Here is a 13753-nt window from a genome sequence, read left to right as displayed (position 1 = left end):
GTGCGACGGCGCTGCGACGGTCTCAGACAGTGACCAAGCGCTTGGCCTCCCTTTCGCGCTCAGCCAGGTCAAGGGGGCGGCCGTGCCACTGATAGGCCACCCGCACGTTCTCGATCTCCTTGTTCTCAGGCATGATGATGTTGCCGCAGCGGGTGAAACCATGGGTCTCCAGGATGTGCTGCATGACATAGTTCTTCAGTCCCGTATCAGCCCGGATGTTCTCGTATCGGCGCATGCTCCAGTCAAGCAGGTCCCCGGCCGCGTGGCGCCCCAGTCCTGAGGCGGCCACCCGATGGATGGTGGTATAGGGGCGGTCGTCCAGCCAACTGCCATCGATGACCCGATAATCCGGCTCCGGATCATGGAAGAGGGCAAAGACGCCGACGATGCGCTCGTGGCTGCCCTTGTGCTCGTCCAGCTCAGGTTCAGGGTAGACGGGATCCTCAGGCATCTGATCCATGCCAGCTGCATCGTCAACCAAGAGCATGGTGTGGCCCCCGGCGATATCTTCGCGGATGCGTTCGGGCAGGGGGTACTTGTCCCCCCACTGACGGGGGTTGCCGGTCTCGGCCATCCGCTTCCTGGCGTAGGCGTAGACAGGCATGATCGCCTCAAAGTCGTCCATGGTGGCATGACGGATCCAACGTGCAGTTTCCATCGCGTACCTGCTCACTGTGGCTACCTCTTTCTCGACCGATGCGGGAGGGGCCAGGCCCGCCCCCGCGATTGCCGAAGTACGAGTGTATCCATCAGGAAGCTGCTACGAAGTGAGTACGCATTGAGCGAATCAGGGAATAGTTTGGGCTATTGCGCGCCTCTCATAAAAATCGGACCCTTTCTTTATCAGCTCCTTAACCAGACTTTCATGCTTCCCGTCTCCCGATTGGCCCAAGCATAGTAAGGAATCAACTTCATGTTTACAGATCGCTCATGCTTATCCGACAGGGGGATATAGAGAGGATCATCAGGGCTATCCTCGGAATCAAGCATGGCTGGTACGGTCAGCATGTCGACGCCGCCAAGCAGATCCTGGTGGAATTCAGATGTCACTTTCTGAGGATCAACAAGGACCCGGTACTGCCAAAGCTTCCCCGGGTTATCAGTCGACTCTGCGCAATAGACCAGAGGGCCCCGCATAAGCGCAACAGATCCGGCATCCGACGAAACCCGCGAGTTGGCTCTCATGAGCTTAACGGCCATATCCATTTCCAGGTGAACATGGCTCTTTTGGCCTGGAGCCAGATCCACATAAATGAATCCGCGCTCAAGCTCCGTCGATTCTTCGAATCCGTCATGGGTCATCTTGTACGAATCTGCCGTCCAACTGGGCACTCTGATCCCGAAACGAACTGGTCCGGAAGCATCCGCAGACAGTTCCAAGTCGTAGTCGACAAGTCCACTCCATGGGTAATTCGTGGACTCCACAACTTCAAGGCCATTGTCAAAGCCGGCCTGATTGGCGATGAACTGATGGCTGAGCACCGTGAAGTCATCAGGTCTTGCATAAATATATCTATCCACGGAGGCGATCAGTCTGGCGATGTTGGCGGGACAGCAGGCGCAGCCAAACCAGTCCACTCTATGTGCCAGAACGTGATGACGATCCGGATTGTCTATGCCCTCGGGATCGACTTGGAGGGGATTGACATAGAAGTACTGACGTCCATCCAGACTGATGCCTGCCAAGGCACCGTTGAAAAGCTCACGCTCGAGTATGTCGCCATATTCGCCATCGGCATCCAGCGCAAGCATTCTCTCGGCCAGCATGGTAGCTCCGACCGACGCACAAGTTTCCCCGTACATAGTGTCATTAGGCAGATCGTAATCGTAGGTGAGGGACTCACCGACGTGAGTGGATCCGACATTCCCGGTGATATACATGCGTTTGTCGACCAAGTTGCGCCACAGTCGGCGTACCGTGCGTTCCAAGTCTGCATCTTGGGTAATGGCAGCCAGGTGAGCCATGCCCGTACATAGATACATCAACCTCACTGCATGGCCATGAGCTGTTTGTTGCTGACGAACCGGGCGATCAGCCTGAAAGTACTCCAGAGGATAATCGGCCATATCCGGCGCAATTTGCTCACCTGGCGCGCTCTCTTGTTGCTTGGCGTAGAAACGTGGATCCTGCCCACGAATATTGATGAGATAGGCAGCCAATTGCTTATACCGCTCTTCACCAGTAGCCTCAAAGAGCTTGCAAAGGGCAAGCTCGATTTCAGGATGACCATCGGCTCCGTGGATTTTCCCCTCTTCGGGTCCAATATGCGAATCAATGCAATCAGCCATCCGACGAGCTATATCCAAGGCCTGCCTATTGCCGGTGACTTGGTAATACGCCAGTCCCGCTTCTATGTAGTGACCCATGCTGTAGGTTTCATGGGATTGCTGCAACTGCGAGAAGGGCCTGCGATCCGCCCAAGGACCCGTCCCGATCTGAAATGGTGTGACCAGGTACCCGTCTGGAGTCTGAGCCCTGGAAATAAGGTCCACGGTTCTGTCACAGACCGCTTGCAGGTGGGAATTTGGATGATACTCCAGCACATAGGCGGCTTCCTCCAGCCACTTGTAGAGATCGGAATCCTGAAAGACCATACCTTTGAATTCTCCAGCCTGCTCACCAGCGGCAATGCGCAGATTGCTGACAGCATGACTAAGTGGGTCAGAACCCTGATTGCCGGCTGGATCATCAGGCACATTTACATTGGCTTGATCATTGAGAACCTGCCACTGATAGGGCAAAACCACACGTGCAATCTGCTCCCGCCGATGTTGCCAAAAAGTTGATGTAATCCTAACTTGTGGTTCACTAGGCAGTGGCTTCCAGCGCAACTGTGTTTTTCTCATTCGTTCTCCTTCTGTCCACAATCGTCAACGCGGACCGTCAGCCCTTGACTGCGCCTGCCATGAATCCCTTGACGTAATACTTCTGAAGCGCCAGGAAGAGGATCGCTGCAGGCAGAAGCAAAACAACCACGCCGGCCTCTGTAGCTCCATAATCAATAACGCCCATGGTCTGCTGACGCATGTTGACCAAGGCCAAAGGCAGGGGGGCGTGCGAGGACCCGACAAGGTAGAGGGGAATCATGAAATTATTCCATGCTTCAAGGAAGGCCAGCAGCCCCACGGTCACCATGGAAGGTTTGACTACGGGCATCAGGATCTTGACCAGTGCCTGCAGGCTATTGCATCCGTCTACCATGGCGGCCTCCTCCATATCCTTGGGAATGGCATCAAAAGCTATCCGCATAATGAAGGTGCTCATGGGAAGTTGGAAAAGAGTCAGGACAAGGCCGACGCCAACCAGGGAATCGTTCAGACCGATGTCCTTGTACCAAACCATAAGCGGTATCAGCAGGGATGCATACGGCACCATGAGAATGGACAGCGTTACCATAAATCCCAGATCATGCCCTGGATATTCAAATCTGGAGAAGGAGTACCCAGCCATAGTGCAGACAATTACGGAAAGCACCACCGTAACCAGAGTGATTACCACCGAATTGGCCAAGTAGGTAGGCAACCCGTCCTGGTAGTGCAACAAGGTCAGATAATTGCCCGGTCCCCAGCCGTCCGTCTGGGCAGATCCTGTCTGCGGACTGAAGGAGCAGATGACCACCCATATCAGGGGAGCAATGAAGACCAGGGCCAACAGGGCCTGAAGAATCCTGCTTATGCAGCGTTTCCACAAGGGCGTAGTCATGATTCCCCTCACTTGGTATTGTCGCGCAGACCGCGCATTTGAATGGAATTGATGACGACCAGGGCCAGCAGCACAATCAGGGAGAGCGCTGCAGCCATGCCTAGGTCCTTCTTGGAGTCGAAGGCAAAGTTGTAAATGAGCTCGACTACGGTCATGGTCGCATTGTTCGGCCCACCCTTGGTCAGAATGAAAAACTGATCGAAAGCGAGAATGGACCCGGTTACACAGTAGACCAAGCACATAATGATGGTCGGCCGCATCAAAGGAAGGGTGATTGACTTGAAAATCCGCCAAGTACCCGCCCCATCCATGCGTGCAGCTTCGTAAAGATCACCCGGAATGGATTGCAGACCTATCATCATGAGCAGCATGTAGTACCCCGAGAACCGCCAGACAATGACAATAATGGTGGCCCAAAGGGCACTCTGCCCGGTGGCCAGCACAGAACCATTGGCATGCATGAGTCCCAGATGAGCCAGGATTTTCGTGACCGGTCCCACCTGAGGCGAATACAGGGCATAGAAGAGCAACGATGCTGAAGCCAGTCCAGTGGCGCTAGGCAGCAGGAAGCAGGTCCTAAGCACGTTGTTCCATGCACTGGACTCTTGCACAAGCAAGGCCAATCCCAGTCCGAGGACCAGGAGAATAACGGTTACTATGACGGTGTACTCCAACGTGAACCCGATGGCATGGCCAAGCAGCTCATTGTGCAGAACCTTGATGAAATTCGTCGGAAAATTCCAACCCCGGTTACCGCCCATCAAGGTCCAGCGAGAACCTGCCATGACGATCAGCAGGACGATGGGAACGACGAAAAGGACGATAATGAACAGCCAATCCGGGAGAGCATAAATCATCCCTCGGCGCATTCTTCTTCCGCCTACCATGCTTCGTCTTCGTGTTACTGCTTGCCCACTGCTGCCTGACATATTGCACCCCTTCGTTGGTCATACCGATCGTCGGCGATCGTCAGAGAGGCTCCTCCGCAACCTTTCTGACGAAACCGATGGATCCTTATTTACGGCCATTCACTCCTTGGACAGGACCTTGCTGACCGCCTGATTGTCGGCTTGCAAATTACCCTTGCCCCAGACGGCATTCTGTATCAGTAACTGCCAGGGCGACCCGGCGGCATTGAAGGCCTCGTTGAAGGCCGGAGACTTTGGGGTCTGACCATGGCCGTCGACAATGACAGAATTGATGGTCTGTACCCGCGGATCAGCATCGGTATAAGCGGTCTTCAGGGTACGGATGTTCGATGCGGTGTCACCCTTGTCAGCAAACACCTGCTTCTGGCTATCCGCTTGCATCAGCCAGGAAAGGAAGTTCCAAGCCTGAGCGACATGCTTGCTGTCCTTGGAGATTCCCATGGCATCCCCGCCAAGGAAAGTGGCGGTCTTGCCCTCCTCAGTGCCGGGTATAGGAGCCACGCCAACCTTGAATCCGCCCTTCTTCTCCGCTTCAATGACTGCGGTCACCGAAGTGTTGGGGTAGGGCATCACACCGACCTTTCCATTGGCGAATGGGGCTGTCCAAGTAGCGCCCGTCTCCTCCTTGGAGCCTGCTCCTAGGCCATTGGAGGTCTCAGCAAGCTGATGGTAAGCGTCCAGAGTGGCCTTCATAGAGGGGTTGTCCAGAGAAGCCTTGCTACCGTCGTCGTTCATCACTTCATGACCATCAGCCCACGAGGACGGGAAAAGATCAAATGCCAGCGCCCCGCCTGACTGACCAGCCAGATATGATCCTGAGACCCCGTCCTTGTTCAAACCGGCAATCTTCTTGGCCTGACTTGTGAATTCCTCTATGCTGGCTGGGCCTTTCTCCGGGTCCAGACCGGCCTGCTGGTAAAGGTCTTTGTTCCAGACCATGATCGAAACATCGGTGATGAAGGGCAGCGTGTATTTCTTGCCATCCACTGTTCCAGCCTTGATATGGCCCTGTTGAAGATCAGCCTTATTCGACAGGGCATCGATCTGCTTGGTGATGTCCTTGAAGATGCCCTCAGAAGCCCAATAGGGAATGCGGACTACATCACCCGCCAGAATATCCGGCAGCGAACCAGTCTGGGAGGCTCCGCCTACCTTGCCTTCCATATCGTCGTTGGGGATAATCTCCAACTTGACCTTGTTCTTGTGGGACTTGTTGTACACAGCGACCACGTTTTTTGCCTGCCGCTCCAGTGGCGATCTGGTCCACAAGGTGATTTGCTCCCCATCGTCCGTCCCCTTGGCCGGTATCTTGTCGGAAACCGCGCCGGGCTGCGATCCTCCTCCACATGCGGCCAATGGCAGGAGCATGGCGACAGCGGCTATGGCTGTCGTCGTACGTACGATGCTCTTCATCGAGATCATATCTGCTTCTTTCTCTACGTTCCCGCTCATCGTTGAGAGCTGGCTGCGGAAACTCCGCTTAGCATTCGACGAGTCTCATTTGAATCCAACCGAATGATCCACGCCAAAAGCCCTTTCATCATATGTGATATCAGCGAAAATGCAAAATCGCTTTCTCACAGTGTTGCAAACCTATTGATTATTCATAGATGAAGTATTTTCCTCTACTTTTTGTCGTCTATGCGAAAATGAAGGTTTTGAGTTTTCGCAACTGCCGAAATCCTCGCAAGACCGCACTAGCATATGGATTAACACACGATGCAATCAACTGCTCGGAAAATTCACGAACTGGAGTCGGACATGGAGAAGACAACACGGACTGTCAGGCTGTCGGATGTGGCACGAATGGCCCAGGTGTCGCTATCGACGGCTTCTAAAGCGCTTCATGACCAGCCCAGGGTGAGTCCAGCGACCAGAAAAAAGGTTCGGGCAGCGGCAGAACGTCTGCACTACAGTCCAAACAAGATGGCTCAATCGCTGGCCAGCGGCAAGAGCGGCATCATCGGTCTGGTCACCTCAGACCTGACCGGCCGTTTTTCAACCCCTATCCTGATTGGGGCCGAAAACGAGTTGCGCGCTGGCTCCGTATCTGTTTTGCTGGCGAACGCCCGAGGTGATGAAGCCTTGGAACGCAGCCATGTTGAAAAACTACTCTCGTTGAATGTGGACGGCCTGCTCATCGTGCAGAGGGAAACCAATCCCCGTTCCAGCCTGGGAAACGTAGGTGTCCCTTTGGTCTATGCATATGGACCGTCAACCAATCCCAATGATGCTTCTGTCACCTGCGACAATGTCGATGCCGGACGAATCGCAGTCAATTCGCTCATCTCCTGCGGACGCAACAAAATAGCCATCATTGGAGGCGACGAAACTTTTACAGCAGCCACAGATCGGACCAAGGGATCACTTGAGGCGCTGGCAGAATTCGGCCTTGAACCTGCTGGGCCAATCCGATACGGCCGTTGGAATGAGAATTGGGGACGCGCGGCTACCAGACTATTGCTTGACCAAGGCGTCGATTTTGATGCAGTCGTCTGTCAAAGTGACCAACTGGCAAGGGGCTGCATCGATGCACTGAAGCAGCAGGGGCTGTCGATTCCTGATGACGTGGCGGTGGTAGGCCACGACAACTGGGATGTGCTGGTCAACGCCTCCAGGCCTTCATTGACTAGCATCGACAACAACACCGAGCTGATTGGCCGCATTGCCGCTCGGCAGCTCATGGATGCCATCAAAGGACAGCCGCACCATGGGATTGACTATGTACCCTGCCGTCTGATTCAACGCGAGTCAACGGTACCCATGGATTAAAGCAAGATAGAGGCCCAGGCTGAGCTTTCATCTTCAGCCTGGGCCTCTTAGTCAGCGCTCAGACCAGCTTGCGCTCGTAAGGATCGGAGCTGATGCCAGCGGCCACAATGTCGCGGCTCCACTGCTTGGCCGAGAAGAGCGAATGGTCGCGGTAGTTGCCGCAGGAGGTGATCTCGGTGCCGGGCACGTCATCCCAGGTGGCCTTTTCGGCGATGAACTCCAAGGACTCCTTCAGAGCCTTGGCCACATCCTCGGTCGAATGACGGCCCCAGGCAAGCAGATGGAAGCCCGTACGGCAACCGAAGGGCGAGCAGTCGATGTAGCCGGGAATGCGCTCGCGCAGGAGCACGGCGATGGTGTGCTCAATGGTGTGCAGCCCGGCAGTTGGAATGGCGTTCTGGTTGGGCTGGACCAGGCGCAGATCATAGTTAGAGATGATGTCTCCCTGCGGGCCTTTCTCTTCGTCGATCAGACGAACGTAGGGCGCCTTGACCTTGGTGTGGTCCAGTTGGAAGCTCTCTACGATAGGTTTGTCAGCCATTGTAATTTCCTTTCCTGTCGGGCGCCCATACGAAAGGCAGCCGCGGTGAAGTCATGCATACCTCATGGTAGGCCGACCCGCCTATCAGACCCTGCCGTGCCCATGGCCATATTCACCCTCTTCCGGCCGAGAACTCGGAAATGACCCTCATGAACTGGGACCCATATTGCTCCAGTTTGTGCTGTCCCACCCCGTTGACGGTCAGGAAGGTCGCATCGTCGACGGGTCGAAGGCGGCACATATCGCGCAGCGCCTTGTCGGAGAAGACGATGTAGGGCGGCTTGCCGATCTCGCGGGCTATGCTGGTCCGCAGATCGCGCAGCTTCTGGAAGAGTTCCTCATCCTCTGGGCTGGCATCGCTTGCGCCGGCCTGATCGAGACCGTCATCGCCAACTGTCGAAGAAGACCCGCCGCCGAAGACCTTGCCTGAAATACTCGGGCGTTCCGTCCGCTTGATTTCGTAATGGAAGTCCGGTCTGACCGTCTGTACAGCCTTGGGTCCGAAGTGGACCATGGGCAGCCGCCCTTCGGTGATATGCAGATACCCGTCCGAGGCCATCTGGTTAAGCACGTCGCGAATTCGCGCCTCTGGAACCTGGGCCAGAGCGCCATAGCTGGGGCACCGATCCAGCCTTCGCTGAAGAAGGTCCTGCGAGCGCGAACCCCGGAGGATCTGAGCGATCTTGCCGGAGCCGAATCGCTGGTTCACATCATGCACGCACCTGCTGATGGCACGGGCCACATCGCTGACGTCGATGGTCGTGAAGGTGCTCAGACAGTTGGAACAGTTCTGGCAGCCGACGCTGCCCGTGTCGGGATGCCCTGCTGTGACGGATTTGCCCTTGTCGGCCTCGGCGGGCGAAAGACCTGCAGCAGCCTGGTCCACCTCCTCGCCGAAGTACCGCAGCATGTACTGGTGAAGGCAGCCGGTGGTTCGACAGTAGCCGATCATGACATTGAGCAGACGCCGGTGTTCGGCCCTGACCGCTTCAGTCTGTTCACCGGTCAGTCTGTCGTTGCCATTGTCCATGTCCAAGAGCCGCCTGCGGGTGACGATGTCGCTCTCGTTCCACAGCAGCGAGCATCGGGCGGGCTCGCCGTCGCGTCCCGCCCTGCCGGCCTCCTGGTAGTAGGCCTCGATACTCTCAGGCATATTGTGATGAACGACATAGCGCACGTTGGACTTGTCGATGCCCATGCCGAAAGCATTGGTGGCCACGACCACCTGCACCTTGTCGTCAACGAAGTCCCGTTGTGCCTGCACCCTGTCCTGGGTATCCATGCCAGCGTGGTAGCTGACAGCGCTGACACCGGCCTTGGTCAGATCATCGGCAAGGGCTTCGGTCTCCTTGCGGGTGGCGCAGTAGACGATGCCCGAATCGTCCTGATGCTTCAGGGCGTACTGAACCACCCAGCGATTCTTGTATTTGCTCTCCAGCTTGATCACGTCGAAGAAGAGGTTTGGCCTGTCGAATCCTGTCACCGCTACATAGGGGTCGTTCAAGCCCAGCATGTATACGATGTCGCGCCGAACCTTCTCGGTCGCCGTAGCAGTGAAGGCTGCCACCGTGGGCCGGTTAGGCAGGGATCTGATGAAATCGCCGATGCCCAGGTAGGCAGGGCGAAAGTCCTGACCCCACTGGGATACGCAGTGGGCCTCATCCACAGCCAGCAGGGAGATCCTCGTACGCTGGGCGAATTCCCTGAATCTGGGGGCATCCAGCCGCTCGGGAGCCACATAGAGGATCTTGCTGCGTCCCTGGGCAGCTTCCGCCAGGGCCAGGGACTGCTCATCCATAGCTTGGGTGGAATTGACGAACGAGGCCTGGATGCCGGCATCCTCCAGCCCGTCCACCTGGTCCTTCATCAGGGAAACCAAGGGGGAGATGACGATGGTCAACCCGTCCAGCAGGGTGGCAGGAATCTGATAGCAGATGGACTTGCCAGCCCCGGTCGGCATCACACCCAGGCAGTCCTGCCCATCCAGAATCGCCTTGACCAGATCTTCCTGACCCGGGCGAAAAGACTCATATCCGAAATACCGCTTCAGCGCCTGCCCTGCATCCTGGATGTCCACCATGATTCCCCAGTCTATTGCCACGGCAGGAGTCAAGCAGTGGGCGAACGACCATGTGGTCAATCGTGGGACATAGACGGAAACCTACAGGGTCGCGGCTGCCAGCAACTGTCTGGTATAGGACTGCTTGGGATGATTGAGGATTGCTTCCACCGGCCCCTCCTCCACCGCCTTTCCCTGGCTGAGCACCATGACCCTGTCTGCGATGTGCTGGACCACACCCAGATCATGGGAGATGATGATCATGGACATGCCATTTGACGGATCACTCTGCTGTTTGGACTGGGCCATGATGGATTGAAGGGTATGGAGAATCCCGACGCGTGCTGAGACATCGATGGCGCTCATGGGCTCATCGGCCAGGAGTATCCGGGGCTTCACGATCAGAGCCCGGGCTATGGCCGCCCGCTGGGCCTGGCCTCCGGACAGATCCGAAGGATAAGCCGTCATGATCCTGCCGGGGTCAAGCTGAACCTCCGACAAGACCTTGGCCACCTGATCAGCAGGGCCCGTCCTGTTCTGACGACGATGCCATAGGTGTCCACCCCCCCTGCGCCTGGCAGCCAGAAGAGGTTCGGCGACCGATCGGCCGATGGTCCACCGGGGGTCGAGAGAGGCGAAGGGATTCTGAAAGACCAGAGCAGAGTCTCGCGCAAGCGACTTGGCGGCCGGGGAACCGTGGAGAACCGATCTGCCCAAATATGCCACCTGCCCGGCATCAGCCCTCAACTGACCCAGGAGCAGACGGGAAAGCGTGGTTTTCCCTGAACCTGACTCCCCTATGATCGCCAGGCACTCCCCCGGCAGGAGGGAGACATCGATTCCGTCAACCGCAGCCTTTCGAACCATGCCGCTGCCGTTGGAGGCATAGGCCTTGGTCAGGCCCCTCCCGATCAGGATCGGATCGGCATGTGCACCGTCAGTCGCCATCATGCTTGTCTCCATCTGCGCTCAGCGTCAACTCTCTGGCCGCTCTCACCAAGGTCCTGCCCTGTGGACTGGATGGGCTGCGCAGAATGTTGCGAGTCTGCCCGCTTTCCACCACTCGGCCTGCGTCAAGTATGTAGCAGTAATCAGCAACCCGAGCCAGTACGGAGAAGTCATGGGTGATGAACAGCAAGGAGGCCCCGCTCTGGTCAACCAAGGAGACCAACAGATCCACGACCTGCCGCTGGGTGATGGCATCCAGGGCCGTGGTCGGCTCGTCCGCCAGGATCAGTCTGGGCTTGGTGACTAGGGCTGCAGCTATAGCCGCCCGCTGCTGCTGGCCTCCGGACAGCTCATGCGGATAGGAGCCAGCCAGTTCCACATCCAACCCGACCTGTTCCAATATTTCCATGACCCGTCTACGCCTTTCCTGGGCGCTCAGGCGGTAGTGGCGGCGAAGAGGGAGCTCCACCTGGCTGTAGACCTTCTTGACAGGGTTCAGGGCCATGGAAGGATTCTGAAAGATCATGCCCATCCGGGAACCGCGCAGGTCCGCCAGAGACTGGTCATCAGAGCCGAGAATCTGGAGCCCGTCCACCAGAATGGATCCAGACAGGGAGGCCATCAGTGGTGCTGTGCCCAGAACGCTGCGGGCGATCATCGACTTTCCGGAGCCTGAGGAGCCGATCAGGCCGACCCGTTGGCCGTCCCCCACCTTGAGGTCCACCTGGTCGAGAATGGTGCGGCCATTGATGGACAGACTCAGGCCGTCAATACTCAGCGACATGGCTGACCTCCCTCGCCGGCATGGATCTCACTTTCGATATGATGATCGGAGTCATCTGATTGCGCAGACGTTTCCTGGCGCTTCTCAGACCGGAGAGCGGACCAACCCGCGGCAGCCACGGCGGCCCTGAGACAGGGGTTGGAAACCGGATCAATGGCATCGCGCAGGGCATCACCGAACAGGTTCAGCGCCACCACCACCATGGTGACCACCAAGCCGGGCCAGAGCACGGTCAGCGGAAAGACATTAATGAACTTGACCGAGGCGGCCAGCGAATGACCCCAGGAGGGCAGGCCAGAGGGAACACCCATCCCCAGATAGGTCAACCCTGCCTCAGCTAGAACGGAGGTCCCCGCCGACATGGAGAGCTGCACACACAGGACCGGAATGATATTGGGCACCAGGTGGGTACAGAAGATTCTGAAGGACCCAACTCCACTGTGCCGGGCGGATTGCACGTAGTCCGACTCTTCCGCCAGGAGCGCCTGGGGCCGCACGATCCGGGCCAGGTTGAGTCCGTAGCCGAAACCACAGGCCACGACAACCACGGCAATGCTGGGTCCCAGGGGGACGGCCAGGACCAGAGCCAGCAGGACTGTGGGCAAGGAAATCAGGGCATCGATCAGCACCACGACCGTCTGCGATACTACAGAACGTCGAGAGACCATGGCCATGACCAGAAGGAGCCCCAATACGCCTGACAGGATGACCGTCAGAAGGCAGATGGCCAGGTTGGTGGCCGACCCCGCCATCAGCCAGGAGAGAATGTCTGCTCCGGTGCCGTCCGTTCCCAACAGATGGTCGCGGCTGGGAGCCTGCCAGATCCGGTACCCGTCAGTGTCCCAAATAGGAACCGGGGTCCAGAACCTGGAGACCAGGGAGACCAGGATCCAAATGGCCAGAACAATCAGCGAGTATCGCCCAGAGGGCTTGCGCCACATGCTGGCCAGTGCCAAACGCGTCCGCCCGAAAAATCCCAGTCGGCCGGGGAAAGCGGCCCTCGATCCCAGGCGGGGCCTGTCTGTATGCCCCCAGCCCATCAGTCAGCCACCTCCTTCCTGACCGCACCTCGAAAACGCGGATCGATCAGTCTATGGATAACGTCCACCAGCAGTCCCAGGAAGAGGAAGAAGGCCGCCAGAAGAAGCAGCTCGGACTGAACGGCCGGAAGATCCCGGTTGCCCACATCGGTGATCAGCATGGAGCCAAGCCCCGGCAGGGCGAACAGGTTCTCGCTGACCATGACCCCGGTGATCATCTCGGCCATGGTCAGCCCCACCACCGAGACCAACTGGGGAGAAGCCAGCCGCAGACCGATGCGCAGGGCGGCCTGGGTTCGGGTCATCCCGCAGGCCATGCCCATGTCCACATACCTCGAAGAGAGCATGTCGCCCAGAAGGGAACGAGTGTACCGCATGATGCCGGCGCCCACGATGATGCCGGTGGACAGGGCAGGCAGAATCAATGACGACAGGGCCTGCCCCGGACGAGCCCAGCCGAGAGCAGGAAAGCCCTGGGAGGGCAGCAGACCGATCAGGCCACTTCCCCTGGCGAAGAGCATGATCAACAGCAGTCCTGACCAGAGGGCCGGTACGGATCCGCCCACGATGGCTGCCATGTGGCTGAAAGACTGCATCCGTGGCGAGCGAGCCAGAGCGGCGGCGCAACCCAGGGGGACGCCCAGCAGCAGGGCCACGCCCAGCCCCAAAAGAATCAGAGGGAAGGTGATCTGGGCTCGTATGCCCACCTGGGAGGCAATGGAACGGTTGGTCAGAGTGGACTTGCCTAGGTCCCCTTTCAGAAAGTCGCTGATCCAATCCAGATACTGCCGTGAGTAGGAGCGGTCCAGGCCCATCTGCCGACGCAGCCTGTCGACACGCTCAGGTGGGGCATCCAGTCCGGCCATGACCGCGGCCACGTCACCGGGCAGGATGCGTAGGGCCAGGAAGATCAGCAGGGAGATGCCCATCAGCGCCAAGACGAAGAGCACCAGGCGCCGCATCAGGAATCTGACCAT

The 13753-nt window shown here is 57.7% G+C and carries 12 protein-coding genes; 1 reads left to right on the top strand and 11 read right to left on the bottom strand.

Annotation, left to right across the window (positions count from 1 at the left end):
- Positions 1-22 precede the first annotated feature (22 nt).
- The 5 genes from J3T95_RS00365 to J3T95_RS00345 form a co-directional block, all read right to left on the bottom strand.
- Positions 23-673: an N-acetyltransferase gene (locus J3T95_RS00365; protein WP_267450007.1), complete on the bottom strand. Its 651-nt coding sequence runs from the start codon at positions 671-673 to the stop codon at positions 23-25.
- A gap of 170 nt (positions 674-843) precedes the next feature.
- Positions 844-2847, bottom strand: coding sequence for a glycoside hydrolase family 127 protein (locus J3T95_RS00360; RefSeq protein ID WP_267450006.1), 2004 nt, complete (start codon positions 2845-2847; stop codon positions 844-846).
- 37 nt (positions 2848-2884) lie between these two features.
- Positions 2885-3703: a carbohydrate ABC transporter permease gene (locus J3T95_RS00355; RefSeq protein ID WP_198182744.1), complete on the bottom strand. Its 819-nt coding sequence runs from the start codon at positions 3701-3703 to the stop codon at positions 2885-2887.
- Between the two features lie 8 nt (positions 3704-3711).
- Positions 3712-4590 carry a carbohydrate ABC transporter permease gene (locus J3T95_RS00350; protein WP_324123844.1) on the bottom strand — a complete coding sequence of 293 codons (879 nt, stop codon included), beginning with the start codon at positions 4588-4590 and terminating at the stop codon, positions 3712-3714.
- Positions 4591-4731: 141 nt separating this feature from the next.
- The gene (locus J3T95_RS00345) at positions 4732-6054 is read right to left on the bottom strand and encodes an ABC transporter substrate-binding protein (RefSeq protein ID WP_267450004.1); all 1323 of its coding nucleotides are present in this window, start codon (positions 6052-6054) and stop codon (positions 4732-4734) included.
- Positions 6055-6393: 339 nt separating this feature from the next.
- Between J3T95_RS00345 and J3T95_RS00340 the strand changes: the two genes are divergently transcribed.
- The gene (locus tag J3T95_RS00340) at positions 6394-7404 is read left to right on the top strand and encodes a LacI family DNA-binding transcriptional regulator (RefSeq protein WP_220236149.1); all 1011 of its coding nucleotides are present in this window, start codon (positions 6394-6396) and stop codon (positions 7402-7404) included.
- Positions 7405-7462: 58 nt separating this feature from the next.
- Here the strand turns inward: J3T95_RS00340 and J3T95_RS00335 are convergent, their stop codons facing one another.
- The 6 genes from J3T95_RS00335 to J3T95_RS00310 all read right to left on the bottom strand — a co-directional run bounded on the left by J3T95_RS00335 (position 7463) and on the right by J3T95_RS00310 (position 13753).
- Positions 7463-7945: an S-ribosylhomocysteine lyase gene (locus J3T95_RS00335; protein ID WP_029678668.1), complete on the bottom strand. Its 483-nt coding sequence runs from the start codon at positions 7943-7945 to the stop codon at positions 7463-7465.
- A 112-nt stretch (positions 7946-8057) separates the two neighbouring features.
- Positions 8058-10025 carry a RecQ family ATP-dependent DNA helicase gene (locus tag J3T95_RS00330; RefSeq protein WP_267450003.1) on the bottom strand — a complete coding sequence of 656 codons (1968 nt, stop codon included), beginning with the start codon at positions 10023-10025 and terminating at the stop codon, positions 8058-8060.
- An 81-nt stretch (positions 10026-10106) separates the two neighbouring features.
- On the bottom strand, positions 10107-10955 hold the full coding sequence (locus J3T95_RS00325; RefSeq protein ID WP_258561467.1) for an ATP-binding cassette domain-containing protein: 849 nt from the start codon (positions 10953-10955) through the stop codon (positions 10107-10109).
- The gene (locus J3T95_RS00320) at positions 10942-11736 is read right to left on the bottom strand and encodes an ATP-binding cassette domain-containing protein (protein WP_267450002.1); all 795 of its coding nucleotides are present in this window, start codon (positions 11734-11736) and stop codon (positions 10942-10944) included. Before J3T95_RS00320 ends, J3T95_RS00325 begins: the two co-directional genes overlap by 14 nt.
- Positions 11727-12776, bottom strand: coding sequence for an ABC transporter permease (locus J3T95_RS00315; RefSeq protein ID WP_416378717.1), 1050 nt, complete (start codon positions 12774-12776; stop codon positions 11727-11729). Before J3T95_RS00315 ends, J3T95_RS00320 begins: the two co-directional genes overlap by 10 nt.
- Positions 12776-13753 carry an ABC transporter permease gene (locus J3T95_RS00310; RefSeq protein WP_267450549.1) on the bottom strand — a complete coding sequence of 326 codons (978 nt, stop codon included), beginning with the start codon at positions 13751-13753 and terminating at the stop codon, positions 12776-12778. Before J3T95_RS00310 ends, J3T95_RS00315 begins: the two co-directional genes overlap by 1 nt.

This window comes from Bifidobacterium sp. B4079, from assembly GCF_026537385.1.
Lineage (GTDB): Bacteria > Actinomycetota > Actinomycetes > Actinomycetales > Bifidobacteriaceae > Bombiscardovia > Bombiscardovia asteroides_I.
This window is presented reverse-complemented; position numbering and strand designations above follow the sequence as displayed.